The 26,762-nt window shown below is 63.6% G+C and carries 26 protein-coding genes and 1 tRNA gene; 11 read left to right on the top strand and 16 right to left on the bottom strand.

Annotated features, from left to right (window positions below; translation table 11 throughout):
- Positions 1-86: 86 nt before the first annotated feature.
- Positions 87-1,505 (top strand): pyruvate kinase, encoded by a 1,419-nt coding sequence (pyk, locus tag CH305_RS20520; RefSeq protein ID WP_080730620.1) that lies wholly within the window; start codon positions 87-89, stop codon positions 1,503-1,505.
- Positions 1,506-2,432, top strand: a complete 927-nt coding sequence (locus tag CH305_RS20525; RefSeq protein WP_094704746.1) for an acyl-CoA thioesterase II — start codon at positions 1,506-1,508, stop codon at positions 2,430-2,432.
- Here the strand turns inward: CH305_RS20525 and CH305_RS20530 are convergent.
- On the bottom strand, positions 2,398-2,922 hold the full coding sequence (locus CH305_RS20530) for a DNA-deoxyinosine glycosylase (RefSeq protein WP_094704747.1): 525 nt from the start codon (positions 2,920-2,922) through the stop codon (positions 2,398-2,400). The genes CH305_RS20525 and CH305_RS20530 overlap by 35 nt on opposite strands.
- A 56-nt stretch (positions 2,923-2,978) precedes the next feature.
- Here CH305_RS20530 and CH305_RS20535 point away from each other — a divergent pair, with 56 nt between their 5' ends.
- Positions 2,979-3,182 (top strand): hypothetical protein, encoded by a 204-nt coding sequence (locus tag CH305_RS20535; RefSeq protein ID WP_094704748.1) that lies wholly within the window; start codon positions 2,979-2,981, stop codon positions 3,180-3,182.
- Here CH305_RS20535 and CH305_RS20540 read toward each other — a convergent pair.
- The gene (locus tag CH305_RS20540) at positions 3,158-3,649 is read right to left on the bottom strand and encodes a DUF1772 domain-containing protein (RefSeq protein WP_052077721.1); all 492 of its coding nucleotides are present in this window, start codon (positions 3,647-3,649) and stop codon (positions 3,158-3,160) included. The two genes, CH305_RS20535 and CH305_RS20540, sit on opposite strands and share 25 nt — an antisense overlap.
- A complete protein-coding gene (locus tag CH305_RS20545; RefSeq protein ID WP_094704749.1) occupies positions 3,646-4,527 on the bottom strand; it encodes an NAD(P)H-binding protein in 882 nt (293 codons plus the stop codon). The genes CH305_RS20540 and CH305_RS20545 overlap by 4 nt, the downstream gene beginning before the upstream one ends.
- Before the next feature lie 120 nt (positions 4,528-4,647).
- Between CH305_RS20545 and CH305_RS20550 the strand changes: the two genes are divergently transcribed.
- Complete coding sequence (locus CH305_RS20550) at positions 4,648-5,622, top strand: AraC family transcriptional regulator (protein ID WP_094704750.1); 975 nt, start codon at positions 4,648-4,650, stop codon at positions 5,620-5,622.
- A gap of 15 nt (positions 5,623-5,637) precedes the next feature.
- On the opposite strand, the gene CH305_RS20555 is transcribed toward CH305_RS20550, so the two are convergent.
- The 3 genes from CH305_RS20555 to CH305_RS20560 form a co-directional block, all read right to left on the bottom strand.
- Positions 5,638-6,369, bottom strand: a complete 732-nt coding sequence (locus CH305_RS20555; RefSeq protein ID WP_032404005.1) for an AAA family ATPase — start codon at positions 6,367-6,369, stop codon at positions 5,638-5,640.
- Between the two features lie 3 nt (positions 6,370-6,372).
- Positions 6,373-6,549 (bottom strand): hypothetical protein, encoded by a 177-nt coding sequence (locus tag CH305_RS29150; RefSeq protein ID WP_165430221.1) that lies wholly within the window; start codon positions 6,547-6,549, stop codon positions 6,373-6,375.
- A 66-nt stretch (positions 6,550-6,615) separates the two neighbouring features.
- Positions 6,616-6,692: transfer RNA gene (locus tag CH305_RS20560), tRNA-Leu, on the bottom strand.
- 120 nt (positions 6,693-6,812) lie between these two features.
- Between CH305_RS20560 and CH305_RS20565 the strand changes: the two genes are divergently transcribed.
- On the top strand, positions 6,813-7,445 hold the full coding sequence (locus CH305_RS20565) for an ANTAR domain-containing response regulator (RefSeq protein ID WP_032378977.1): 633 nt from the start codon (positions 6,813-6,815) through the stop codon (positions 7,443-7,445).
- Positions 7,446-7,618: 173 nt separating this feature from the next.
- Complete coding sequence (locus CH305_RS20570) at positions 7,619-8,953, top strand: ABC transporter substrate-binding protein (RefSeq protein ID WP_032378976.1); 1,335 nt, start codon at positions 7,619-7,621, stop codon at positions 8,951-8,953.
- Between the two features lie 145 nt (positions 8,954-9,098).
- Here CH305_RS20570 and CH305_RS20575 read toward each other — a convergent pair whose 3' ends face one another.
- Genes CH305_RS20575 through CH305_RS20590 form a run of 4 tightly spaced genes read right to left on the bottom strand, consistent with a single transcriptional unit; the run spans position 9,099 to position 13,326 of the window.
- Positions 9,099-9,902: an ABC transporter ATP-binding protein gene (locus tag CH305_RS20575; RefSeq protein WP_032378975.1), complete on the bottom strand. Its 804-nt coding sequence runs from the start codon at positions 9,900-9,902 to the stop codon at positions 9,099-9,101.
- On the bottom strand, positions 9,902-10,996 hold the full coding sequence (locus tag CH305_RS20580) for an ABC transporter ATP-binding protein (RefSeq protein ID WP_242640165.1): 1,095 nt from the start codon (positions 10,994-10,996) through the stop codon (positions 9,902-9,904). Before CH305_RS20580 ends, CH305_RS20575 begins: the two co-directional genes overlap by 1 nt.
- Positions 10,989-11,978 carry a branched-chain amino acid ABC transporter permease gene (locus CH305_RS20585; RefSeq protein WP_032404006.1) on the bottom strand — a complete coding sequence of 330 codons (990 nt, stop codon included), beginning with the start codon at positions 11,976-11,978 and terminating at the stop codon, positions 10,989-10,991. The genes CH305_RS20580 and CH305_RS20585 overlap by 8 nt, the downstream gene beginning before the upstream one ends.
- Positions 11,979-11,985: 7 nt before the next feature.
- Positions 11,986-13,326, bottom strand: a complete 1,341-nt coding sequence (locus CH305_RS20590) for a branched-chain amino acid ABC transporter permease (RefSeq protein ID WP_052065943.1) — start codon at positions 13,324-13,326, stop codon at positions 11,986-11,988.
- A 260-nt stretch (positions 13,327-13,586) separates the two neighbouring features.
- Here CH305_RS20590 and polA point away from each other — a divergent pair, with 260 nt between their 5' ends.
- Positions 13,587-16,328: a DNA polymerase I gene (gene polA / locus CH305_RS20595; protein ID WP_094704751.1), complete on the top strand. Its 2,742-nt coding sequence runs from the start codon at positions 13,587-13,589 to the stop codon at positions 16,326-16,328.
- Between the two features lie 92 nt (positions 16,329-16,420).
- Here the strand turns inward: polA and trxA are convergent, their stop codons facing one another.
- The 3 genes from trxA to CH305_RS20610 form a co-directional block, all read right to left on the bottom strand.
- A complete protein-coding gene (gene trxA, locus CH305_RS20600; RefSeq protein ID WP_032394311.1) occupies positions 16,421-16,792 on the bottom strand; it encodes a thioredoxin in 372 nt (123 codons plus the stop codon).
- An 87-nt stretch (positions 16,793-16,879) separates the two neighbouring features.
- Entirely contained in the window at positions 16,880-17,878 is a 999-nt protein-coding gene (locus CH305_RS20605) for a helix-turn-helix domain-containing protein (RefSeq protein ID WP_032378971.1), read from the bottom strand.
- Positions 17,879-18,084: 206 nt separating this feature from the next.
- A complete protein-coding gene (locus tag CH305_RS20610) occupies positions 18,085-18,591 on the bottom strand; it encodes a 2'-5' RNA ligase family protein (RefSeq protein WP_032404008.1) in 507 nt (168 codons plus the stop codon).
- A 10-nt stretch (positions 18,592-18,601) separates the two neighbouring features.
- Between CH305_RS20610 and CH305_RS20615 the strand changes: the two genes are divergently transcribed.
- Positions 18,602-19,699: an isocitrate/isopropylmalate dehydrogenase family protein gene (locus tag CH305_RS20615; RefSeq protein WP_094704804.1), complete on the top strand. Its 1,098-nt coding sequence runs from the start codon at positions 18,602-18,604 to the stop codon at positions 19,697-19,699.
- Between the two features lie 12 nt (positions 19,700-19,711).
- Here the strand turns inward: CH305_RS20615 and CH305_RS20620 are convergent, their stop codons facing one another.
- Positions 19,712-20,539 carry a class I SAM-dependent methyltransferase gene (locus tag CH305_RS20620; protein ID WP_037150760.1) on the bottom strand — a complete coding sequence of 276 codons (828 nt, stop codon included), beginning with the start codon at positions 20,537-20,539 and terminating at the stop codon, positions 19,712-19,714.
- Positions 20,540-20,753: 214 nt separating this feature from the next.
- Between CH305_RS20620 and rpsA the strand changes: the two genes are divergently transcribed.
- Positions 20,754-22,232 (top strand): 30S ribosomal protein S1, encoded by a 1,479-nt coding sequence (rpsA, locus tag CH305_RS20625; RefSeq protein ID WP_027497255.1) that lies wholly within the window; start codon positions 20,754-20,756, stop codon positions 22,230-22,232.
- Between the two features lie 162 nt (positions 22,233-22,394).
- Here rpsA and CH305_RS20630 read toward each other — a convergent pair whose 3' ends face one another.
- Positions 22,395-22,604: a hypothetical protein gene (locus CH305_RS20630; RefSeq protein WP_032378969.1), complete on the bottom strand. Its 210-nt coding sequence runs from the start codon at positions 22,602-22,604 to the stop codon at positions 22,395-22,397.
- Positions 22,605-22,733: 129 nt separating this feature from the next.
- Here CH305_RS20630 and coaE point away from each other — a divergent pair, with 129 nt between their 5' ends.
- Complete coding sequence (gene coaE / locus CH305_RS20635) at positions 22,734-23,951, top strand: dephospho-CoA kinase (protein ID WP_094704752.1); 1,218 nt, start codon at positions 22,734-22,736, stop codon at positions 23,949-23,951.
- Positions 23,952-23,967: 16 nt separating this feature from the next.
- Here the strand turns inward: coaE and CH305_RS20640 are convergent, their stop codons facing one another.
- Complete coding sequence (locus CH305_RS20640; RefSeq protein ID WP_094704753.1) at positions 23,968-24,513, bottom strand: DUF402 domain-containing protein; 546 nt, start codon at positions 24,511-24,513, stop codon at positions 23,968-23,970.
- A 78-nt stretch (positions 24,514-24,591) separates the two neighbouring features.
- Here CH305_RS20640 and uvrB point away from each other — a divergent pair, with 78 nt between their 5' ends.
- Positions 24,592-26,754 carry an excinuclease ABC subunit UvrB gene (uvrB, locus tag CH305_RS20645; RefSeq protein WP_094704754.1) on the top strand — a complete coding sequence of 721 codons (2,163 nt, stop codon included), beginning with the start codon at positions 24,592-24,594 and terminating at the stop codon, positions 26,752-26,754.
- Positions 26,755-26,762 lie beyond the last annotated feature (8 nt).

Below are 26,762 nucleotides of genomic sequence, written 5' to 3' on the forward strand. Positions count from 1 at the left end.
CGGCGTAGCGAGGCTACCGATCGGTAGTATCCGACTGGGAACGTCTGCGATAGAGAACGGGGCGTCCAGCGGCTAGGCTCGCTTTCGTGAGCCGACGTACGAAGATTGTCTGCACCCTTGGACCCGCAACCGCAACCACAGAGCGAATCCGTGAACTCGTAGAGAGTGGAATGGATGTCGCACGACTGAACTTCAGCCATGGTGATCACCCCGATCACCAGGCCAACTACGAGAGGGTCCGCGCAGCGTCGGACGCCACCGGCAAAGCCGTGGGCATTCTGGCCGACCTGCAGGGACCGAAGATTCGTCTCGGCCGCTTCGCCGAGGGCTCGACCACCTGGGCCAGCGGTGAGCTGATCCGTATCACCGTCGAGGAGTGCGAAGGCACCCACGACCGGGTGTCGACCACTTACAAGGAACTGGCTCAGGACGCGAAGGAAGGCGACCGCCTCCTTGTGGACGACGGCAAGGTCGGCCTCGTGGTCACCGGAGTCGAAGGTAACGACGTGCTGTGTCGTGTCACCGAAGGTGGACCGGTCAGCAACAACAAGGGCGTCTCCCTGCCCGGCATGGACGTGTCCGTTCCGGCCATGAGCGAGAAGGACATCGCGGACCTCGAATTCGCACTCGCTCTGGGATGCGACTTCATCGCGCTCTCGTTCGTCCGTTCGCCCGCGGACGTCGAACTCGTCCATGCCGTCATGGATCGTGTCGGCCGCCGAGTTCCCGTCATCGCCAAGCTGGAGAAGCCCGAGGCTGTCGACAACCTCGAAGCCATCGTGCTCGCGTTCGACGCCATCATGGTTGCCCGCGGTGACCTCGGCGTCGAGTTGCCGCTCGAGCAGGTCCCGCTGGTGCAGAAGCGCGCCATTCAGATCGCTCGCGCCAACGCCAAGCCAGTCATCGTCGCGACTCAGATGCTCGAATCGATGATCGAGAATTCCCGTCCGACGCGCGCCGAGGCCTCCGACGTGGCCAACGCGGTGCTCGACGGCACCGATGCGGTGATGCTGTCCGGTGAGACCTCGGTCGGCAAGTACGTCATGGAGACGGTGCGGACCATGGCGCGCATCGTCGAGACGGTCGAGACCGAGGGCGACAGCGTTCCGCCGCTGACACACGTCCCGCGCACCAAGCGCGGCGTGATCTCCTACGCCGCCCGCGACATCGGAGAGCGGCTGGATGCCAAGGCTCTCGTGGCCTTCACACAGTCGGGTGACACCGTTCGACGGTTGGCCCGTCTGCACACCAAGCTTCCTCTTCTCGCGTTCACCTCGATCTCCGAGGTACGCAGCCAGCTGTCGTTGAGCTGGGGAACCGAGACGTTCCTGGTACCCGACGTGGGGTCCACGGACGCGATGGTCAAAGAGGTCGACAAGGCGCTGCTCGAACTCGGTCGGTACAACAAGGGCGATCAGGTCGTGATCGTGGCCGGTGCCCCTCCCGGCACAGTAGGCTCGACCAACTTGATCCATGTGCACCGAATCGGAGAAGAGGACCGGTAAGTGGTCGAAGCGGGGGGAACCGGCGTCAGCGAAAGCGCGCCGAGCAGTACAGCGGTGAAGACCGATCTCGAGACGCTCCTCGATCTCCTCGCACTGGAGGAGATCGAGGAGGACGTGTTCGTCGGCGTTCACCCCGAGAAGGTGGGGAGCCGTACGTTCGGGGGACAACTGGTCGCACAGGGCCTGATCGCAGCGGGTCGCACCGTGTCCGGCACGTCGCGGGACGTCCACGCGATCAACGCCCACTTCATCCGCGGTGGTGATGTCAAGAAGCCCATCGAATACCGGGTCTCGCGCCAGCGCGACGGCCGCGCCTTCGCCAACCGTCAGGTGACTGCTGTCCAGGACGGCAACGAGCTGTTCGTCATGCTCGCAGCGTTCCAAGATTTCGGTAAAGGCCTGGAACACAGCGTCGAGGTTCCCGAGGTTCCGTACCCCGACGCGCTGCCACCCCTGGGCGATCATTTCGTCGGGTACGAGGATCGACTCCAGATGTTCGTCGATGCTCTCAAGCCGATCGACATGCGCTACGCGAACGATCCGGCCTGGATCATGCACGGTACCGGTGAGAAGCTCAATCACAATCGAGTCTGGATGAAGGCCGACGGCGATCTGCCCGACGCCTCGATATTTCACGCCGCGACCATGGGCTACGCGTCGGACACCACCGTGCTCGATTCGATCATCACCACTCACGGACTGTCGTGGGGACTCGATCGGATCGTCGCCGCCACGGTGAACCACTCCATCTGGTTCCACCGACCGTTCAGGTTCGACGAGTGGGCCCTGTACGCCACCGAATCACCCGTCGCCGCCGGCTCGCGTGGCCTGGCCACCGGTCGTTTCTTCTCGATGGACGGCCAGTTGCTGGCAACGGTCGTGCAGGAAGGCCTCATTCGACATTTTCCGAAGCGGGTCCGCGACTGAACGCGCTCGCCCAGGCCCGAGTCTTGGCTGCAAGGTCCAGTGAGGCGTGCGCCGGACTGGTAGAGGGCAACCGGGTGAATTCGACGCGGGGGAGCGGCAGTCCCGTCGCCACGTGACGTCGGTAGCTCTCGGCCGCCTTGGCTCCGTTGAAGAACACCCTGTCGATATTCGGCTGCTGCGCGAACAGTGACTCGAAATCGTTTGCAACGATAGATGATTCGACAATTGCCGAATCGAGACTGCCCGCGCGCGTGCACAGTTTCAGTACATCCCAGACGGCAATTCGGTGGTCTCGGAGGCACTCTGTGCGTGCGTCGTACGGGAGTTCGGGTCCGGCACCGAACAACGTTCCCATGATCGGCCAGAACGCATTTCGTGGATGGGCGTAGTACTGCTGCGCCGCCAGCGATGCGACGCCGGGCATGGAGCCCAGCACCAGGGTGGTTGCGCCCGGGCCGACGATCGGCTCGAAACTGTGCACGACGTTCATGGCGCGATTGAAGCAAATCCCCGCGGGGGTGCGGGAGTGGGGACCACAATGGAGAGATGTTGGATCCACGTGTACTCGACAACAACGAACTCGAAGCCGAACTCGCCGCACTGCGCCGGGGGCGTGACGCGGCGATGGACGAGGGCGCACGCGACGTCTCGACCGTCGACACCGACCACCTCATCGCGCGGTTCGAGGAAGAAATTCGCAAGCGACACCAGGATTCGACGTCCGATCAGCCCAGTACCGATCTGCCCTGACCCAGAATCAGGACCGCGCATGCTGCGGTCGCGGCCGCGGTACGAATGTTGTTCCACAGCACCCACTTCGTCGTGAACTCTTCCCACGTCGCCGCTCCTGCCGCGGTGGTCGAGTCGGCTGCAGCCAACGCGTCGTTGAGGGGCACATTCAGTGTGACCGTGACCGCGAAGCACCCGATCACGTACAGCATTGCCCCGGCGATGATCAGTGCGGAGTGGCCGCGGTCGGTGAACGGAGTCGACACGGCTGCGATCACGCAGGACAGCGCCGTGCCCATGAACAGGATGAGAAACAGCGGATTGAGGATCGCCGCATTGGCACTCTGCATCGAGGAGATCGCGACCGGAACCGGAAGGGTCTTCAGTCCGGGCAGCACGCTGATCGAGAACGCCAGCAGCACTCCCGCCATCAATGCTGATCCGATTGCGCCGACAAGTGTTGATGCGGAGGCTATTCGGTCGATCATGACACGGCTGCCGGTGCCGGAATCGAGTCCGCGAATTCTTCGAAGGAGGTCTCGGTGCTGTTGTCGGGTGACCGGCGAACGTCACGGGTCAGTTCTTCGGTGTTGAATGCCCTGGTCATGTCGACGTACAACTGTGCATACGATCGCGAGAATCCAATCGAGACGAGCACGTCTGCCATGGCCTCGTACGGCAGGCGCTCGTAACGCGCCGCTGTGATTGCCAGTCGTTCTCCGAGAATTGCCGTGGCCTCGGCGTAGCTGAGGTCTCGCTCGCCCAGCAGAACCTGGGTGCGTACACCGTCCCACGGCGAATCGGTCAGTGCCCGTACGGCGGCGTCGGCGATGTCCGAGGTGGCGATCATCGGAATCGGAAGGTGCGGGTCCACCGAGTCCACGTGTGTTCCACTGTCGGTCAGCTGTTGCGCCGCCGGAAGCAAGTTCTCGAAGAACGACACCGGACGCAGCAGGTGAAGGCTCCGATCGGTCAATGTCCGGAGGCGTTCTTCCTGTTCGGCGAGGCAGCCGATGACGCCGGGTGCGTCGAGGCGATCGGCACCGAGGCTGCTCAGCGCCACGATCCTCTCCACCTCGGACACGCGGAGGGCATCGACGATCGAGGCGCCCCACATTGCCTGCTCGGCGGCGAAGTCCTCGGCGTAGGGATTGCTCGGCAGCATCGCGAACACGGCCTCGCTCCCCGCGAAGGATGCGGCCGGCACGGGTGTCAGGTCCGCCTGGACGGTGTGCGCGCCACCAGCCGCCAGCGCGTCGAGGCGAGCGGTGTTCCGGCCGATTGCGCGCACGTGCCTTCCCTCCTTCAGAAGTCTCTCGGCGACGCGATATCCGACCTGACCGGTCGCTCCCAGAATCGTGATCATGGTGTTCCTTCCGTTGAGTCCGTTGTCACTGCATCCACTCTGGACGTCCAGAGCTGGATGGACAATGACTTATCGGCTCCAAAAGATGTCCGATCGTCCACGCTGTGAGACGATCGATCAATGCGTGGACTCGACCCGTGGAAGTCGCCCGATCCCCTCGGGGAGGCGCTGCACTTTCTGCGAATGACAGGATCCTTCTACTGCAGATCCGAGCTGTCCGGGTCGTGGGGTTTGGAGTTGCCGTCCATGGAAGACGCGCTCTGGTTCCACACCGTCGTCAGCGGGCGATGTCGGTTGTCGGTGCCGGGCGTCCCCACTCGCGACCTCCTTCCCGGTGACTTCGCTCTGGTTCCGCACGGCCGCGGGCACGTGCTCGCCAGCGATGACGACGCAGCAGTGAGTGCGCCTGTTGTCTACGACCTTCCGCACGACTACGTCAGCGATCGATACGCGGTCATCCGAAGCGGCAGCGGGGAAGCGAGCGCGACGCTCATGTGCGGCGCAGTGCGACTGGATCATCCGGCGGCGCAGCAACTCATCGGTGTGTTGCCTGCGCTCGTCGTCATCGATGCGGATTCGGGCCCGCGGCAGTCTCGGATGCACTCGCTCTTGGCCATGGTCGCCGACGAGGCGACCTCGCTGGAGCCTGGGGGAGAAGCGGTCATCACCAGGCTGTCCGACGTGCTGGTGATCCAGGCTCTGCGGTCGTGGATGGCGGACGACGAGCGGGGACGGTCCGGATGGCTCGGCGCACTCGCGGATTCTCAGGTCGGCGCGGCGCTCGCCCTCATTCATCGAAACCCCGACGCGCAGTGGACGGTTGCCGCACTGGCTGCCGAGGTGAAGATGTCTCGTTCGGCGTTCTCTGCCCGATTCACCGAGTTGGTCGGTGAATCGGTGATGCGCTACCTCTCGATGTGGCGGATGCAGATCGCCCACGACAGTCTTCGGTCGGGCGATGTCTCGGTAGCCGAATTGGCCCGGCGCAGTGGCTATCTCTCGGAGGCGGCGTTCGGTAAGGCGTTCAAACGCGCGACGGGGGTGTCACCGGGGAGCGTGCGTCGTCGTCAGGAGGTCTCGCTGACGGCAGGGTGAGCGACGGGCTGCAGGTCAGCCGAGCAGATGGCGGAGGTAGCTGTTCGGATCGTCGAGGTATCGACGCCAGTGCTGCACCAATTCGAGTTCGTCCCAGGTGCTTCGGCGCAGACCGTGTTCGCCCACTTCCACGATGTCCGCGCCCGGTGTCGAGGCCAGGATCGGAGAGTGCGTGGCACAGACGATCTGTGCCCCCTCGTCGCCCAGTTCGGACATCAGCGCGACGAGCTGCAGGCTTGCGGTGAACGACAGAGCCGACTCGGGCTCGTCCAGGACATAGAAGCCGGGTTCGGCCAACATCGCACCGAACATGGCGAGGAAGCCTTCGCCGTGACTCATCTCGGCTGTGTTCTCTTCCCAGAAACCCGGCATACCACCGAGGTTTTCGGCCATGTCGAATGCGGTTTCGGCGCGGAGGAAGAAGCCGCGTTTCTGCAGTCGTGGGCCACGAAGCATTCGAGAACCCCGCGGTGTGGTTTCCAACTCGAGCACCTCGCCGAGGGCGCTGGTCACCTCGTCGAGTCGACGCGACTGCTGCGCCGCCCGCCCGCCGCGGGCATCGATTCCGAAACCCTCGGCGATCGCCTCGACAAGGGTCGATTTACCGGAACCGTTGTCGCCGACCAGAATTGTGACCGGCGCCAGGAATTCGAGTCCGTCGCGAGCGAGGTCGGCGACTGCAGGCACGGTGAAGGGCCAATCCGATCCGACGTCGTCGGCATCGACGTAGGCGCGCTCTACGAACATGATTCAGGCGGTGACCAGGCGGTCGACGTAACCGGTCTCGTGAGCGGAGTCCGCGCTGCAGGTGTAGTACACCCACTGAGCGGACTGGTCCGCGGAATCTCCGAAACGGTGGTCGACCTTCTGCGCGCACAATTTGCCCGCGCTGGTGTCATGGCATCGAAGACTGCTGGGTATGTACATGACTCCACTGTAGGCGCGATCATGGGCGGCCTTTACCGATCGACCGCTCGACGCGCTTTGCTGCTGTGGTGCCCTCGGTGAGACTCGAACTCACACTGGACGGGTTTTGAATCCGTTTCCTCTGCCAATTGGGATACGAGGGCTGGCGTCTTTCAAGCAACGATTGACGAGTTTAGAAGATGCGCTTTCGGGGGCGCGCACCGGTACCCTTCAGATGCTCGACGGCCCTGATGGGCGATGACTGTCAAAGGAGACCGATACAGATGAACGCTCCTGGTGCGCACGGTACTGGCAAGCCCCCGCTTCGTGTGGTGGTGGCAGAGGACGAATCCCTGATTCGATTGGACCTCGTGGAGATGCTCCGCGAAGAGGGCTACGACGTGGTCGGGGAGGCCGCGGACGGTCAGCAGGCGGTGGACTTGGCCGTCGAACTACGTCCCGATCTGGTCATCATGGACGTCAAGATGCCGCGTCGAGACGGGATAGATGCGGCGTCGGAGATCGCCGAGAAGCGCATCGCCCCCGTCGTCATTCTCACCGCGTTCAGTCAGCGTGAGCTGGTCGAGAAGGCACGTGACGCCGGAGCGATGGCCTATCTGGTCAAGCCGTTCACCAAAGCAGATCTGATGCCCGCGGTGGAGTTGGCAGCCAGTCGTTTCAGCGAGATCTCTGCACTCGAATCCGAGATAGCCGATCTGCAGGATCGACTGGAAACGCGGAAGTTGATCGAGAAGGCCAAGGGCATTCTGATGGAGTCGCAATCGCTCACAGAACCGCAGGCGTTCAAGTGGATTCAACGAGCAGCGATGGATCGCAGAACGACGATGAAGGCTGTCGCCGAGGTTGTGATCGAGACACTCGGTACTCCTGCGAACAAGCCTGCGGCAGAGGGCTGATCGGCTCGCGAAAGCTACGGCCACGTAAAACTTCGTCTCTCTAGGTCACAGTCAGGTCACGAGCGTCGTTCTAGGCCTTGCGAATCGACTCCGAGCATTAGCGTCTGATCCACACGTGAGCCACATGTAACTCAGGTGCGCTTCAACGACGAGCAATTTCAAGGAGAACCTAGATGGCAATTCGGACCTATGTCCGCACGGCTGCGGTGCTGAGCGTCACCTCGCTCGCACTGTTCGGCTGTTCGTCGAGCGACGACTCCGGCTCGACCGATACCACCAGTGCCAGCGGCGGCACTGCAGCCGCGGAAACGACCGTCTCCACCGACTGCACGCCCGAGCAGGCCACTGCCGGGGCAACCCCCGACACGTCGCCTCTGGTGGTGGGAACCCTTCTCCCCGAGACCGGAACCCTGGCCTTCCTCGGACCGCCCGAGGTTGCCGGTGTTCAATTGGCCGTCAACGACGTCAACGGCGCCGGTGGCGTCCTCGATCAGCCCGTCACCCTCATCCCCGGTGACTCCGGCGATACGACGACGGACACCGCCAACACCACGGTCGACCGCCTGCTCGCCGGCGGCGCGAACGTCATCGTCGGTGCAGCATCGTCCTCGGTCTCCCTCAAGGTCATCGACAAGATCGCCAGCGCAGGCGTCGTGGAGTTCTCGCCCGCCAACACCTCGGACCAGTTCGTCTGCTACCCGGACAAGGGACAGTACTTCCGTACCGCTCCCACCGACGTGCTGCAGGCACAGGCACTCTCGCAGCTGATCGCCGAGGACGGCGCGCAGCGCGTCTCCATCCTCGCGCTCAACGATCCCTACGGCACGGGTCTGGCCAAGAACACCGCGGACAACCTCGAAGAGGCAGGCATCGCGGCAGACCAGATTCAGACGACCATCTACGACCCGAACGCACAGTCGTTCAACGCCGAGGTCGACGGCGTGAAGAACTTCAACCCGGATGCCGTTGCCATCATCGGCTTCGAGGAGTCCGCGAAGATCATCACCCGTATGCACGAGATCGGCATCGGACCGTCCGACGGCACGGCAGTGTTCGGCGTCGACGGCAACATGGGTAATGCGCTCGGTGAGTCTGTGGCAGCAGGTCTGCTGGACACCATGCGCGGAACCACCCCGTTGACCGATGTCGGAACGGCCTTCCAGGACCGCCTCAAGGGAGTCGACCCGGCGCTGGTGGACTTCAACTACGCCGGTGAGTCCTACGACGCAGTGGTCATCTCGGCACTCGCGGCCGAGCAGGCGAAGTCGACGGCAGGCACCGATATCGCTGCCAACATCAACAGCATCACCAAGGACGGCACCAAGTGCACCAGCTACGCCGAGTGCCTTCCGCTCGTCAAGGCCGGAACGGATATCGACTACGACGGAATCACGGGCGCGCTGAACTTCAGCGATGCAGGTGAGCCCGCCACCGGTTCCTACGGCAACCTGGTCTTCGGGCCGGACAACAAGCTGACGACGGACGGATACATCGTCGTCGGTGAGTGATCTGTAACCGACACGCAGGCACTGGGCCCGAGTCCTCGATCAGGACTCGGGCCCAGTGTTGTGTGTACCGGTCGATGCGGGTGCACAGACGAAGCCCCGGTTCGACATCGAGTCGAACCGGGGCTTCGTCGTCGACGAAGAGGATCTACGTCTTCTTCTCCTTGCTTCCGGCCAGTGTGCCGAGGTACAGCTCGATCACCTTCGGGTCGTTCATCAACGCAGGACCGGTATCGGTGTACGCGTTGCGGCCCTGATCGAGAACGTAGCCGCGGTCGCAGATCTGAAGGCAGCGACGGGCGTTCTGCTCGACCATGATGATCGAGACCCCCGCCGCGTTGATCTTCTTGCAGCGGATGAACACCTCGTCCTGGAACATCGGCGACAGTCCGGCCGACGGTTCGTCGAGCAGCAGTACCGAGGGCTCCATCATCAGTGCGCGTCCCATGGCGACCATCTGTCGTTCGCCACCGGACAGTGCGCCTGCCTTGACCTTCTTGCGCTCTCCGAGCAGGGGGAACAACTCGCTGACGAACTCGAAGCGCTCGCCGAACTTCTTGGGACGCAGATAGATTCCCATTTCGAGGTTCTCCTCGATGGTCAGCGACGGAAACACGTTCTGGGTCTGCGGAACGTATCCGACGCCCTTCGTGACCAGCACGTGCGCCTCGGCAGAGGTGATGTTGTCACCGCGAAGCTTCACGCTGCCCTCGCGGACGGCAACGAGCCCGAAGAGCGTTTTGAGCAATGTCGACTTACCGGCACCGTTCGGCCCGATGATGCCGACGATCTCGCCGTCGTTGAGGAAGAAGTTACATTCGCTGAGGATGTTGACGCCGGGGATGTAGCCGGCGACCAATCCGTCGGCGCGCAACAGTGCGCCTTCGGCAAGGCGAGCGTGCTCCTCGGGTGTGGCGGCGAATTCGGCCGGCGTCAATGTCTGTTCGCTCATCAGTTGTCCTCCTTGGCCCGGTGCGAGCCGCCCTGGGCGACGTCGGGCGTCACTGGGCTGACGAACTCCGGTTCCGAAAGATCGCCTCCCGCTTCGAGTTCTTCCTTCTCGGCCTGTTTCAGCGCCTCCGCCAGTTCGGCGGTTGCCCCGACCGGATTGCCGTCGGCGTCGAACTCGAGAGCCTGATCGTGGTGGCTACCGAGGTAGGCGTCGACGACAGCACCGTTGTTGGAGAGTTCCTCCGGCGTGGACTCGGCGATGATGCTGCCCTGAGCCATCACCACCACCCAGTCACTGATGTCGCGGATGACGTCCATGTCGTGTTCGACGAACACCACGGTCATACCGTCGTCGCGCAGCGACTTGATGTGCCCCAGAAGTGATTGCGTCAGAGCAGGATTGACCCCGGCCATCGGCTCGTCGAGCATGACCACCGACGGATCGGTCATCAGCGCACGTGCCATCTCCAGTAGTTTGCGTTGACCGCCCGACAGTGAGCCGGCCAGGTCGTCGGCTTTGGCGTCGAGCTTGAAGCGCCCCAGCAGTTCGTAGGCGCGTTCGGTGATCTGACGCTCCTGGGCCTTCCATGTCCACGGCATGAACGTATTGATCATGCGCTCGCCGCGCTGACCTGTTGCGCCCAACCGAACATTGTCCAGCACAGTCAGTTTCGACAATGCTTTGGTCAACTGGAACGTCCGCACCACACCCTTGCGGGCCACCTGGTGCGGGTGCATCCGACCCAGCTCCTGGCCATCCATCGACCAGGTCCCGGTGTCGGGGCGATCGAATCCGGTGAGCAGGTTGAACAGCGTGGTCTTGCCTGCACCGTTCGGACCGATGAGACCGGTGATGCATCCGCGCTGGATTTCGAGGTGCGCCACGTCGACGGCTTTGAGGCCGCCGAAGGTGCGCGACACGCCGTCGACCACCATGGTGGCGTCGGGTTTCGGTGCGCCGGGTTCGTTGGGCACACCTGCGAACAGTGACGCGCGTTGATCGCTCGACAACGCCTGGGCAGCGCGTGATTCGAGTGTGCTTGCTTTCTTGCTCGGTGCAGCCGTTGCAGCAGCATCCTTGCTCGGGTCAGGCATTGAGTTGAACCTCTCGCTTGTTGCCGAGAATGCCCTGAGGTCTGAACACCATCAACACGGCGATCAGGATTCCCAGGAGCACGAATCGCGTGGCACCGACCTGGGCACCGGTGAGGTTGAGCACCGGGTCGTCGCCGGAGATCAATTGCCGCAGAATCGCATCGGGAATGGACAGCAGGAACCAGAAGAGCATCGCGCCCAGTACGGGGCCGAACACTGTTGCCGCCCCACCGAGAATCAGTGCGCCGAAGGCGAAGAACGTCTGCGCCGTCGAGTAGAAATCGGGGTTGATGGACTGAGTCTGCAGTGCGTTGAACACACCGCCCATACCGCCGATGACACCGCCGAGAACCAACGCCTGCATCTTGTAGACGAAGACGTTCTTGCCCAGTGAGCGGGCGGCGTCCTCGTCCTCACGGACGGCCTTGAGTACACGTCCCCACGGGCTGTGGGTCAGCAGGTAGATCACTCCGCAGAGGAGCAGCACGAGTGTCCAGCCGACGAGCATGGCCCACAGGTCGTTGCCCAGGAAGCGCACGCCGAGGAAGCTGTACGACTTGCCGCCCTCGAATGGGCTCATGCTGGTGAACGGACCGGCGAAGCCGGTGATGCCGTTGGTCGACTTGGTCACCGAATCCGTTGCGGTCGAACGGAACACCAACCGCAGGATCTCCGAGGCTGCGATGGTGACGATCGCGAGATAGTCGGCTCGCAGTCGCAGAGTCGGAATACCGAGAACAAGAGCGAGCAAGCCTGCCGCGGCGAGACCGACCAGAATGCCGAGCCACAGGGGCTGCTCGTAGGTGATCGTGGTGATGCCGACGCCGTAGCCGCCGAGCAACGCGAAGCCGATCTGCCCGAAGTTGAGCAGCCCGGCGTAGCCGAAGTGCAGGTTCAGGCCGATGGCGAGCAGAGCGTAGAAGATGGCCGACGGTCCGACCAGCTGAGCGAGTGAGATCTGAAGTGCGCCGATGATATCCATGTGGTGGTCACCCGATCCTTTGTCGCGAGCCGAGGATGCCCTGTGGTCGGACGACGAGGATGAGAATCAAGACGAGCAACCCTCCGATGTATTTGAGATCGGGATTGATGACCAACGTCGACCACTGGACGAGCAGACCCACGATGACGCAACCGAGGAATGCGCCGTAGGCCGTTCCCAGTCCGCCGAGCGTGATTCCGGCGAACATCAGCAGCAGGAGCTTGAAGCCCATCTCCCACTGGACGCGTCCGCCGAGTTCGGAAAGTCCGAACAGCACGCCGCCGAGTGCGGCCAGGCCGCCACCGAGGCACCAGACGAACGTGACGACACGCTCGACATTGATGCCCGAGGACGCGGCGAGATCACGGTTGTCGGCCACCGCTCGCATGGCCTTACCGATCTTGGTGCGCTGCAACATCAGTGCAACGCCGACCAGGACGACGACGCTGATGATGATGCACGCCAGATTGACGTTGGTGATCGACAGCGGGCCCCAGTTGTTCTCGGTCTGGGCCTGGTAGTCGTCGAAGGGCTCGGAGCGATCCGAGAAGAAGATCAGGATGAGGTAGCGCAATGCGATCGCAAGTCCGATCGTCACCACGAGCTGTGCGATCAGGCCGGTTCGACGCTTGCGGAGTGGCCGCCAGATCAAGGCATTGTTGAGCCATCCGATCGCGACTCCGACGATGATAGCCAGCACCGTGGCCGGAATCAGCTGTATTCCGAGGCTCACGTTGAAGAACCACGCCGCGACGGCTCCAAGGGTGACGAGTTCGCCGTGCGCGAAGTTGGTCAGGCCGGTGGTGCCGAAGATCAGGCTCAGCCCTACCGCCGCCAGTGCGATGACCAGGCCGAAACGGAAACCGTCGACCGTGGTGCGAACGAACTTCTCGTAGAACGGAATGCTGGTGGCAGTTCTGGCTTCACCGAAGGAGAAGATGACGGTGTTGGAACGCCCGGCCTGAACGTCACGCTGGACTTCTGCCTGGACGCTCACCCCGTCGGGAAGCGTTTCCTGGACCACCTGGAATGTGTATGTCCCGGGGGACAATTCGAGAGTCCAGCGGCCGCCGGTTTCACTGGTGGTTCGAGCGACTTCGGTGCCGCTCGCGTCGAGCGCTGCGACATCGACGCCGACGAGTCGCTCGCCGGCGTTGTTGAGAGATCCCGCGACGCTGACGGCGTCTGCGGGCGGTGCCTGCTCGGCACTCGTCCCCGGCGCAGCCGGGGGAGTGGGCGTAGGTTCCTGGGCCAACGCCGGCGCACTGAACAGCAGCGCGGCGATCGAACTCAGAACGGCGAGTAGGAGTGTTCGCTGAAGGAGCCGAACGGCAGATCTTGCGCGCAACCTCGGCGGTTGCACCTTTCTGGTCCATCGAACATTTGGAGCCACGCACGTCCTCCGGACGGTTGTCGTTGAGTCACGGGTTGGGGATTTACTGCAATTGTCGGACTCTATCCGTTGAAACGACGCAAAATCGGCGACTGAGATTTCCGGAAAGTATCGGTTGTGTTTCGCGGTGCACGACGCGCGTCGTGAGGGCGAGCGTGTCGCCCAGCGAGCATCCGGCTACGAGTTGTCGGACCCGCTACCTAGACTGGTCAACCGTGAGCCCAGTAACCGAGAAAAGCGCAGCGCCCGCGGCCGAGACCGATGCGAAAGCAGGCGGGGAGCGACCCACTCTGCTCCTCATCGACGGCCACTCCATGGCGTTTCGCGCGTTCTTCGCGCTGCCTGCGGACAACTTCAAGACCACCAGCGGTCAGTCCACCAACGCCGTGTACGGATTCACCTCGATGCTGATCAATCTGCTGCGAGACGAGAAGCCGACGCACATCGCCGCGGCCTTCGACGTCTCGCGGCAGACCTTCCGCGCCGAGCGGTTCCCCGAGTACAAGGCCAACCGGAGCAAGACCCCCGACGAGTTCGCCGGCCAGGTCGACATCACCAAGGATGTGCTCGGGGCCATGGGCATCCCGGTGATGGCAGAGGCCGGATTCGAGGCGGACGACATCATCGCCACCCTGGTGACGCAGGCGGAGGCGCTCGGCTACCGCGTTCTCGTGGTCACCGGCGACCGCGATGCATTGCAGTTGGTGACCGACAACGTGACGGTGTTGTACCCGCGCAAGGGGGTTTCGGACCTGACCCGGTTCACCCCCGAGGAGGTCGCCGGTAAGTACGGGTTGACGCCGTCGCAGTATCCGGATTTTGCTGCCCTGCGCGGAGATCCGAGTGACAACCTGCCCGGCATTCCCGGTGTGGGCGAGAAGACGGCAACCAAGTGGATCATCGAATACGGTTCGCTCACTGCCCTTGTCGACAACGTGGACAAGGTGAAGGGCAAGGTGGGAGACGCACTGCGCGCCAACCTGTCGAGTGTGGTGCTCAATCGTGAGCTCACCGAAATGGTGCGCGATGTGCCGTTGCCGTACACCCCCGATCAGCTCGAACTTGCCCCGTGGGACCGCGAGAAGATCCACGCGCTGTTCGACGATCTGGAGTTCCGCATTCTTCGGGACCGACTGTTCGAGACGCTCGCGTCGGTCGAGCCCGAAGCCGAGGAAGGCTTCGACGTCCGCGGTGGGATCGTCGCCCCGGGTGAGTTGGCCGAGTGGTTGGAAGAACACGCGTCCGACGGCCGCCGCAGCGGCCTGTCCATTCTCGGTCCGCGCAGGCCCTTCGACAGTGACGCGACTTCCTTGGCCATCGCCGCGGCCGACGGGGAAGGCGCGTTCGTGACGACAACAGCCCTCGACGAATCCGACGAGCGCGCGCTCGCAGCCTGGCTCGCCGATCCGGCGCAACCCAAGGCGCTGCACGAGGCCAAGTGGGCGTTGCACGCGGTGCGGGGGCGTGGCTGGACCCTCGGGGGGTTGACCACCGACACCGCCCTGGCCGCGTATCTCGTTCGGCCCGGTCAGCGTTCGTTCAACCTCGACGACCTGTCGTTGCGCTACCTCAAGCGAGAGCTCCGTGTCGAGGATGCGGGTGAAGGCCAGATGTCGTTGCTCGATGCCGAGGACACCGCTGACGCGGCATTCGCCGAGGGTGAGATCCTCAAAGCGCGGGCCGTCATCGACCTGGCCGAGGCCCTGGACGCCGAGCTCGCTGCCATCGAATCGACCACCTTGCTCTCCGAGATGGAGCTGCCGTTGCTGACGGTCTTGGCCGATGTCGAAGCGACCGGCATCGCCGTCGACAGCGACCACCTGCGTTCGCTGCAGTCCGGTTTTGCCGCGCAGGTCGACGAGGCCGCGAACTCCGCGTACGGCGTGATCGACAAGCAGATCAACCTCGGGTCACCGAAGCAGTTGCAGGTGGTGCTGTTCGAGGAACTCGACATGCCCAAGACCAAGAAGACCAAGACCGGTTACACCACCGATGCCGATGCGCTGCAGGGGTTGTTCGAGAAGACGGAGCATCCCTTCCTGAAATTCTTGCTCGATCACCGAGACGCGACACGCATGAAGGTGACGGTCGACGGCCTGCTCAAGTCCGTTGCCGACGACGGACGAATTCACACCACGTTCAACCAGACCGTTGCGGCCACCGGGCGGCTGTCGTCCACCGAACCCAACCTGCAGAACATCCCGGTGCGCAACGAGGCAGGACGCCACATCCGGGACGGCTTCGTCGTCGGGGCGGGTTACGACACCCTGCTCACCGCCGACTACAGCCAGATCGAGATGCGCATCATGGCGCACGTGTCCGGCGACGAGGGTCTGATCGAGGCGTTCAACACGGGTGAGGACCTCCACAGCTTCGTCGGTTCCCGCGCGTTCGGGGTGCCGATCGAGGAGGTCACCCCCGAACTGCGTCGTCGGGTGAAGGCGATGTCCTACGGATTGGCCTACGGGCTCAGCGCATTCGGCCTCGCCGCGCAGCTCAAGATCTCCACCGAGGAGGCGAAGCAGCAGATGGAGGCGTACTTCGCGCGGTTCGGTGGTGTCCGCGACTACCTGCGCAATGCCGTCGAGGAAGCGCGCAAGGTGGGGTACACCTCGACCCTGTACGGCAGGCGTCGGTACCTACCGGATCTCAACAGCGACAACCGCCAGCGTCGAGAGGTAGCCGAGCGCGGTGCCCTCAATGCTCCGATCCAGGGCACCGCCGCCGACATCATCAAGGTCGCGATGATCGATGTGCACCGCTCACTCGCCGAGTCGACTCTGAAGTCGCGCATGCTGCTGCAGGTACACGACGAACTGGTGCTCGAGGTCGTCGACTCCGAGCGCGAGGAAGTCGAAGCGCTCGTGCGCAACAAGATGTCGTCGGCGATCGAACTCTCGGTGCCGCTCGAAGTGTCGGTCGGTACCGGCCGAAGCTGGGATGCCGCAGCTCACTGAATCGGGCCGGCTCACTGATCCAATCCGTGGCACAGCGAAGGGCCGCTCACCGATCTCGGTGAGCGGCCCTTCGCGTCGTGCTGAGTGCAGAACTACTCCGCTGCGGGAGCCTGCTCGGCGATCTGCTGGCGTACGACGTCCATGTCGAGTGCCTTGATCTGTCCGACGAGGTCTTCGAGCGCCGGTGCAGGCAAAGCACCGGGCTGTGCGTAGACGAGAATTCCCTCGCGGAACGCCATGATCGTCGGGATCGACTGGATCTGCGCTGCCGCAGCGAGACCCTGCTCGGCCTCGGTGTCGACCTTGGCGTGCACGACGTCGGGGTGAGCATCCGACGACTTCTCGAATGTCGGGGCGAACTGGCGGCAGGGGCCGCACCAGGATGCCCAGAAATCGACCAACACCACGTCGTTGCTGGTGACGATCTCGTCGAAATTCTGCTGAGTCAAAGTCTGAGTGGCCACGCGGTCCCTTTCGATTGATTGCGCTTCTGGTGTGTCTCAACGCAGGTACTCGCCTGAATCTTCCCGGCCGCGTCGGAGCGCGGCGTGTCAGGCGGGCTGGGGTGCGGCGCGGAACGTCCGGCGGTACGAGTTCGGGGTGGTGCATCGCAATCTCACGAAGTGCTGCCTCAGAGCGGCGGCGTTTCCGAAGCCGACCACCTCGGCGATCGAATCCATCGGCAGATCGGAGTTCTCCAACAATTGCTGAGCCGCCAGCACGCGTTGATCGTTGAGCCACCGCGCGGGCGTCGTTCCGGTTTCGGCCGCGAACCTACGAGCAAAGGTGCGTGCCGACATGTTCACCCGTGCTGCCAGTCGCCCGATCGTCAGCTCGGAGTCGAGATTCTCGGTCATCCAGTCCAGCAGCGGTGCCAATGTCTCGGTGTGCGTGGCGGGCAGGGGACTGGTGACGAACTGAGCTTGGCCACCGTCGCGATGCGGCGGGACGACCATTCTGCGGGCGATCCCGTTGGCCACGACGCTGCCCTGGTACTTGCGCACGATGTGCAGGCACAGGTCGATTCCGGCGGCCGTCCCTGCGCTGGTGAGGACGTTGCCTGCGTCCACGTAGAGGACGTTCGGATCCACCTGAGCCAGCGGGTATTTCGCGGCCAGCGAGGCCGAATGCCGCCAATGCGTCGTGCACGGCCGATTGTCGAGCAGCCCTGCCTGGCCCAGCACGAACGCACCGTTGCACAGGCTTGCGACCATGGCACCCCGGTCCACCGCCGCACGGAGTTTGGCCAGCAAGGGCTCGATGGACGAGTTGTATCCGATGCCGCACACATAGCTGCCGTCGTCCGCCGCCTCGGTGCCGCCGGCCGGAATGATGATCAGGTCGGCGCTGTCGAGACTGTCGAGATCGTGTGGCACGTCGATGGTGTAGCCGACGCGGGTGCGGATCGGTTGGGGGACACCCGCGATCAGGGAGAAGTCGTAGGTGGGGAGGCCCTCGTCCGAGCGGTCGAACCCGAACACCTCGCATGCGACGCCGAGCTCGAACTGTTCGGTCAACGGCATCAGTGCAACGACCACTCGTTTCAGCATGCGACGAGTATGGCAGAAATTCGAGGATAAGTGGCGTTACTGCCACTCGTGGAGACTCTCCGCAGGTAGGACGCTAGGTGCATGACAATTGTATTGGTAGTTGTGCTGTCGTTCCTGGCCATCGATGCTCTCGTGGTCGCAGGCTTCGCTCCCGACACCCACGCGGAGGTGACACAGTTCGGCGACTTCACCTTCTGACGTTGCGGTCAGCCGATTCGCCACTCGCGTTTGGCCTCGCCGTCCCAGCGACGCAGGGCCACGGCAGAGCCCACCAGGTCCTCGATGCTCGTCGACAACAGTCGTACGGCGGTTCCCGCCTCCTCGGACGTCAATCGCCGGGCCAGTGTCACGTGCGGTGTCCATCGGCCGGGGTCGAGGTGATCGAGCGAGTCTTCGCCCACGGCCGCGTGCATCCTGGCGTGCAGATCGAGCAACTCACTGGTCGGAACGACCAGGCGTGCCAGGGTTATCGCCCGACCGCCGAACACGACGAGCCCGCCGAGGCGCACATCGAACGGATCGAAACGAACGGCTGCGCCGTCGTCCACCGCGACGGGCATCGACGCTGCCACCGCGACAGTGATGTGTGGTCGGTTCGATTCACCTCGGTGCCGATTCTGGCTCGGGAGGCCGGCATCCGACAGCGCCGCCCACTCGCGGCGAACCGCAGCATCGAGGCCGGAGTCGAGTAGAAGTTCTGCGGACTGCACCATGGAGGCCATGATGTCGCAGACGGACGGCCGGAATGCAACGACGCTACGGATCGGGGCGATGACCGGCGACGGGATCGGTCACGAGATCGTGCCCGCCACGATCCGAGTGGTCGACGCGGCGATCGCGGCAGTGGGGGGATCGGCGGTCGAGTGGGTGCACCTCCCGCTCGGTCGCGGTGCCATCGACGAATACGGCACGCCGATACCCGAGGGCACGTTGCAGGAACTGGGCGAGCTCGAGAGTTGGATTCTGGGGCCACACGACAGTGCCTCGTATCCGGAGCCGTTCCGTTCACAGCTGACCCCAGGCGGACGGATTCGGAAGGATTTCGACCTGTTCGCCAACATCAGGCCTGCCAAAGCCCTTGCCGGCGTGCGAGCGATGTCGCCGAACATGGATTTGGTAGTGGTGCGGGAGAACACCGAGGGGTTCTATGCCGATCGCAACATGTTCGTCGGCAGCGGCGAATTCATGCCGACTCCCGACGTGGCACTCGCGGTCGGGGTGTTCACCCGCAGGGCATGCGAACGCATTGCGCGCGAGGCATTCCTGCTCGCAGACAGACGCCGCCGCAAGCTCACCATCGTCCACAAGACCAACGTGCTGTCGATGACGACGGGATTGTTCCGCGATGCGTGCCGCGCCGTGGGCGAACAGTTCCCGCACGTCGAGGTCACCGAGGAACACGTCGACGCGCTGGCCGCACACCTGGTTCGACGCGGTGAGGACTACGACGTCATCGTGGCCGAGAACATGTTCGGCGACATCCTGTCGGATCTGACGGGAGAGTTGTCCGGCTCGCTCGGTACCGCCCCGTCGATCAATTCCTCGCAATCACAGGCCATGGCGCAGGCGTCACACGGTTCCGCCCCGGACATCGCCGGCAAGAATCGCGCCAACCCGACTGCGCTGTTCCTGTCGGCCGCGATGCTGCTCGAGTGGCTCGCCGATCGGCACGGGAACGACCTGCTCGCCGCAGCTGCCGGGCGGATCCGACACTCGGTCGACGACACCGTCGAATCCGGCGTGGCGACAGCAGACCTCGGTGGGCAGGCGTCGACCAGCGCATTCACCGAGACCGTCGAGGCACGGGTGCACCGCCGCTGATCGACGACGGACTCAGCGCGGCTTTCGACTGCTGAAGATCGCGGTGCCGGGAAAGAGTTGCCCACGCAGCGGGCTCCACTGCCCCCACTCTCGGTCCAGCCACTCCGGCCAGTCCGGCTCGACGATGTCTCGCACCTCGAGGCCTGCGGCAACCAGTTCGCGCACTCGGTCACCGATCGTGCGGTGATGCTCCACGTAGTTAGGGGTCCCGTCGGCGTCGTATTCGACGTAGGGGGTTCGATCGAAGTACGGAATCGTCGCGGTCAGGCCGCCGACCCCCGGATCGTCGGGGAACACCCAGCGCATCGGGTGATTGACGGCGAACACCCAGATGCCGCCCGGTCGGAGCACTCGCGCGACCTCCTTCATGACGTTGGCGGAGTCCGCGACGAACGGAACTGCGCCGAAGGCCGAGCAGACGATGTCGAATCGTTCGTCGCCGAACGGCAACGATTCGGCACTGGCCTGGACCAGCGGAACCGTCGAACCCCCCGCGGCCATGGCGTCGACGCCTCGTTGCAACATGCCCATCGAGATGTCGAGACCGATCGCGCGAGCACCCTGAGCGCCGAGCCAGCGAGCGCACGGTGCACTGCCGCATCCCACTTCGAGGACGTCCTTGTCTGCGACGTCGCCCAACAAGTGCACATCGCCCTCGTGCAGTCCCTCGGGGCACCAGACGAATTCGCCGGTGTCGGTCGACACACCGAGAAACGCGCCGTGCGTACGGTGGTAGTTGTCGGCGTCGGAGTCCCACCAGAGTCTGCTGGCGCGGTCGCTCGCGGCCGAATCGACACGGCCGCGGCCGGGAGTGGACGACGGCTCAGGAAGATCGCTCACACGCCGACTCTAACCGGGTTTGTGCTGGTACTGCGGCATCGCGTACCCTGATCACCGCGAGTGTGTTCATGCTGCGCTCAGGTCGGGTCCGCCCGTCCTCGGCGTTCGCGGAGTCGGCAGGAATATCGCCGTCGACACTCGTGCTGCACATGTTCTACAAGTCCGACCGAACATCCATCAACCGATACCCAACCCGTCCGGAGCAACTCAACACATGCCCTCAACCACAACCTCACCGCAGGTGGCCGTAAACGATATCGGCTCCGCAGAGGATTTTCTCGCAGCCATCGACGCGACGATCAAGTACTTCAACGATGGTGACATCGTCGAAGGCACCATCGTCAAGGTCGATCGCGACGAGGTTCTACTCGACATCGGTTACAAGACCGAAGGCGTCATCCCTTCTCGCGAGCTCTCCATCAAGCACGACGTCGACCCCAACGAGGTCGTCTCCGTGGGAGATGAGATCGAAGCACTCGTCCTCACCAAGGAGGACAAGGAAGGCCGCCTGATCCTGTCCAAGAAGCGAGCTCAGTACGAGCGCGCTTGGGGCACGATCGAGGAGCTCAAGGAGAAGGACGAGGCCGTCAAGGGCACCGTCATCGAGGTCGTCAAGGGTGGACTCATCCTGGACATCGGTCTCCGCGGCTTCCTGCCTGCCTCGCTCGTCGAGATGCGTCGCGTCCGCGACCTCCAGCCGTACGTCGGCAAGGAGATCGAGGCCAAGATCATCGAGCTCGACAAGAACCGCAACAACGTGGTCCTGTCGCGCCGCGCATGGCTCGAGCAGACCCAGTCCGAGGTCCGCAGCGAGTTCCTGCACCAGCTCCAGAAGGGCCAGGTCCGCAAGGGCGTCGTGTCCTCCATCGTCAACTTCGGTGCCTTCGTGGACCTGGGTGGCGTCGACGGCCTCGTGCACGTCTCCGAGCTGTCCTGGAAGCACATCGATCACCCGTCCGAGGTTGTCGAGGTCGGCACCGAGGTCACCGTCGAGGTTCTCGACGTCGACCTGGACCGCGAGCGTGTGTCGCTGTCGCTCAAGGCAACTCAGGAAGATCCGTGGCGCCAGTTCGCTCGCACCCACGCGATCGGCCAGATCGTGCCCGGAAAGGTCACCAAGCTGGTTCCCTTCGGTGCGTTCGTTCGCGTCGAAGAGGGCATCGAGGGCCTCGTGCACATCTCCGAGCTGGCCGAGCGCCACGTGGAGGTTCCGGACCAGGTCGTGGGTGTCGGCGACGACGCGCTCGTCAAGGTCATCGACATCGATCTCGAGCGTCGCCGGATTTCGTTGAGCCTCAAGCAGGCCAACGAGGACTACGCAGAAGAGTTCGATCCGTCCAAGTACGGCATGGCCGACTCGTACGACGAGGGTGGCAACTACATCTTCCCCGAGGGCTTCGACTCCGAGACCAACGAATGGCTCGAAGGTTACGAGAAGCAGCGTGAAGAGTGGGAAGGTCGCTACGCCGAGGCCGAGCGTCGCCACAAGATGCACACCGCTCAGATGGAGAAGACGGCCAAGGACGAAGCTGCCGAAGCCGCCAACACCAACTACTCCTCCGAGTCGGGTCAGGCCCCCGCCGATGCAGAAGGCGATGCTCCCGCAGCATCGGCTCCGGCCTCGACCGGTGGATCGCTGGCCAGCGATGCGCAGCTTGCTGCACTTCGCGAGAAGCTGTCCGGCAACGCCTGATAGAAGTTGTCCACCCGTGAGGGTGTGACCGCAGCCCCGGTTCTCTTCATGAGAGCCGGGGCTTTCTCGTTCGAAAGCAGTCGGGCGGACATGTTCTGCTTGCGAGACGACAATGGACCCGGTTCCGATGAACCGGGCCCATGTGTGAGGGGGAAGTGCGAACTACGCGGCGGTGGCTGGACTCCACTGACCGACGCTCTCCGTACGCTTGCGCATGCTGGCAAAGCTGTGGCGGGCGGGGGTCAGGAGGTTGGTGAACCAGTTACGCCGGTGGTCGGCCAACGCCGAGGCAACTTCCGGAATGAGAACGCAATGTACGCCTGCATCCATGCCAAGGCGGTGCCGACCCGGTTGGATCTGATTGCTTCGCATGGGTGTCCTTTTCAATAGCTGTGGGTCGGCACATCGAGGTCGCGCTCGTCGAAGATAACCGACAGACCTCCGAAACCGGTGTATTTGGGGCTGGTGTGCTTCGGCGTGTTCGAGTGTCAGACTGGGTGCATGCTGAGACTGGGACTGACCGGTGGAATAGGTGCCGGAAAATCGACCGTTGCCAAGGTGCTGACCGAGCTGGGTGGAGTTCTCGTCGACTCCGATGTGCTCGCCCGTGAAGTCGTGGAACCGGGAACGCTTGGCCTGCAACAACTGACGGATACGTTCGGGGCCGACATTCTCTTACCGGACGGTTCGTTGGACCGTCCGGCGTTGGCGGCCGTGGCATTCGGGAACGAGGAATCCCGGAAGAAGCTCAACGGCATCGTCCACCCGTTGGTCGGTCAGCGTACTGCCGAGATCATCGACGGTGCGTCCTCGGATGCCATTGTGGTGCAAGATATTCCGCTCCTCGTCGAAGGCTCGATGGGTCCGTTCTTCCACCTGGTCGTGGTCGTCTGGGTCGATGCCGAAGAGCGCGTACGCCGACTCACCGGGCAACGAAACATGCCCGAGGCCGACGCCCGCGCACGAATCGCCGCGCAGGCAACCGATGACGCACGCCGAGCCGCAGCAGACGTCTGGATCGACAACACCGGTGCGCCGGGCAGCGTCGACGAGCAGGTTCGACTCCTGTGGAACGAGCGCCTGATTCCCTTCGAGCGCAACATCAGAGAGGGCATCGTCGCCCGCACGCATCCGGAACAGGTGACGGCAGACCCGGCATGGGAGTTGCAGGCCCGCCGGATCATCGGCCGCCTGGCTCTCGCCTGTGCGGACGAAGCCGTCCGGATCGACCACGTGGGGTCCACCGCAGTGCCCGGCCTGGACGCCAAGGACGTCATCGACATTCAGATCACGGTGCGTTCTCTCGACGACGCGGATGCGGTCGGTGATCGGTTACGTCTTGCCGGGTTCCCCGGAGTCGAGACCAGTAACTTCGACGACCCCAAGCCTGCATACGGAATGGGCGGTGAGGCAGATCCTGCGGTGTGGGGCAAGCGCTTTCACGGCAACGCGGACCCCGGACGTCCGGCCAACGTGCACATTCGGGTCGACGGTTGGCCGAACCAGACTTTCGCCCTGTTGTTCCGCGACTGGCTGCGCGAAGACTCGTCTGTTGCGACCGAGTACTCGGGGATCAAGCGACGTGCCTCCGAGGTGGCCGCAGGGATCAAGGATTACCGTGCGGCGATCGAAGCGTACGAGAACGCCAAGGCACCGTGGTTCGACGTGGCCTACCGTCGGGCGTGGCAGTGGGCTGAGCAGACGAACTGGACTGCCTGACGCAGAGCTGCGCGCATCAGGTCGGCTTACCGTTCCACTCGGTCGGCATCCCGACGGATGCGAGCCACGCGTTCAGGTCGTAGTCGTGCCGCGTCAGTCCTTCGATGGCGGTGATCGATCTGGCCAGCGCGAGCTCGGCCGTCGGGGTGTCGACGTGTTGCGCCACCCGAGCGTCGAACAACTCGTCGACGTCCAACAGGTCGTAATCGCGGCCGGTACGGACACTGAGGTCGAGATAGTGGTCGACGGATGTCCATCGGGTGGAGCCGGCGGTGTACTCGCCGATGTCGACGTAGTAGTCCTGATCCCTCGCGTGAGCCGGCAGGTAATGGAACACCGAGGCGCGGAGCCCGAGAGCGGGCAGTAGCCAGGACTCGAGGTAGTCGAAGTGGGCATGGTCCGAGGGTCGGGCCATGTACAACCCCCACGGCTCGACGCGGTATTCGTCGACGACACGGACGAACCCCTTGGGATCCACGTTTGTCTTGGCGACGAGGTCGAACGTCTCGTGCTTGGGGGCATGAACGACGGCGTGCGCACCGGCTGACGTGTGAGCGACCATGCCTGTAGAAGCTACCGGGAACCGACGTCCTGGGTCTGCCCGACGGAACTTGTCGGTGGTCGCGTCTACGCTTGTGTAATGGCGTTTGCATCCGAACATCCCGTTGTCGCGCACTCCGAACACCGTCCGGTGGGCGCGATCGAGCGCACCGGACCGGCGTTCGAGGTCGTCAGCGAACACGTGCCGGCCGGTGATCAGCCGACCGCCATCGCCGAGCTCGAACGGCGGATCAAGGCGGACGAGAAGGACGTCGTGCTTCTCGGTGCCACGGGTACCGGTAAATCGGCCACCACGGCCTGGCTCATCGAGAAGCTGCAGCGCCCCACCCTGGTGATGGCACCGAACAAGACTCTGGCTGCGCAGTTGGCGAACGAGCTGCGAGACATGTTGCCCAACAACGCAGTCGAGTACTTCGTGTCGTACTACGACTACTACCAGCCCGAGGCGTACATCGCGCAGACCGACACCTATATCGAGAAGGACTCGTCCATCAACGACGACGTCGAGCGGCTACGGCACTCGGCCACGGCATCTCTGCTCTCGCGGCGCGATGTGGTCGTGGTGGCCTCGGTGTCGTGCATCTACGGCCTCGGCACGCCTCAGTCGTACGTCGACCGGTCGATCGAGCTGGAGGTCAATGTCGAAGTTCAGCGTGATGCACTGCTCAGGCTGCTGGTGGACGTGCAGTACACCCGCAACGACATGGCTTTCACCCGTGGATCGTTCCGGGTGCGCGGCGATACCGTCGAGATCATTCCGTCCTACGAGGAACTGGCGATCCGCATCGAGTTCTTCGGCGACGAGATCGAAGCGCTCTACTACCTGCATCCGCTGACCGGGGACATCGTCCGACAGGTCGATTCGGTACGCATCTTCCCGGCCACTCACTACGTTGCCGGGCCCGAGCGCATGGAACGAGCCGTCAAGGACATCGAAGCCGAACTCGAAGCCCGTCTGGCGGAGCTGGAGGGCAAGGGGAAGCTGCTCGAGGCGCAACGGTTGCGGATGCGGACGCAATACGACCTGGAGATGATCAAACAGGTCGGGTTCTGCTCGGGTATCGAGAACTACTCGCGACACATCGACGGACGAGGGGCCGGCACCGCACCGGCAACGTTGATCGACTACTTCCCTGAGGACTTCTTGCTCGTGATCGACGAGTCGCACGTGACCGTGCCGCAGATCGGTGCGATGTACGAGGGTGACATGTCGCGCAAGCGAAACCTGGTCGATTTCGGGTTCCGCCTCCCGTCGGCGACCGACAACCGTCCGTTGACGTGGGAAGAGTTCACGAAGCGGATCGGTCAGACGGTCTACCTCTCTGCCACCCCGGGAAAGTACGAGCTGGGTCAGACCGGGGGCGAATTCGTCGAGCAGGTCATCAGGCCCACCGGACTTGTCGATCCCCAGGTGGTCATCAAGCCGACCAAGGGACAGATCGACGATCTGGTGCACCAGATCCGGGAGCGCGCGGACAAGGACGAGCGCGTGTTGGTGACCACTCTGACCAAAAAGATGTCGGAGGATCTCACCGACTACCTTCTCGAACTGGGCATTCGCGTGCGTTACCTGCACTCCGACATCGACACGCTGCGCCGCGTCGAGCTACTCCGGCAACTGCGCCTCGGCGAGTACGACGTATTGGTCGGCATCAACCTGCTGCGCGAGGGCCTCGACCTACCGGAAGTGTCGCTCGTCGCGATTCTCGATGCCGACAAGGAAGGCTTCCTCCGAAGCGGCACGAGCCTCATCCAGACCATCGGTCGTGCCGCCCGAAATGTGTCCGGCGAAGTGCACATGTACGCCGACAAGATGACGGACTCGATGACCTATGCGATCGAGGAAACAGAACGTCGGCGCGAGAAGCAGATCGCGTACAACAAGGAGCGGGGTGTCGATCCGCAGCCGCTGCGCAAGAAGATTGCTGACATCCTCGATCAGGTCTATCAGGAAGCCGAGGACACCGACAACGTCGTCGAGATCGGCGGGTCCGGTCGCAACGCCAGCCGCGGGCGACGCGCGCAGGGCGAAGCAGGACGGTCGGTCAGCTCCGGGGTATACGAAGGGCAGGACGTCTCGTCGATGCCGCGCGCAGAACTGGCCGATCTGATCAAGAACATGACCGACCAGATGATGAACGCTGCCCGGGAGTTGAAGTTCGAGCTCGCGGGACGCTTACGAGACGAAATTCAGGATCTGAAGAAGGAACTGCGCGGGATGGATGCGGCCGGGCTCAAATAGGGCAGGCT

Source organism: Rhodococcus sp. 15-649-2-2, assembly GCF_002258645.1.
GTDB lineage: Bacteria > Actinomycetota > Actinomycetes > Mycobacteriales > Mycobacteriaceae > Rhodococcoides.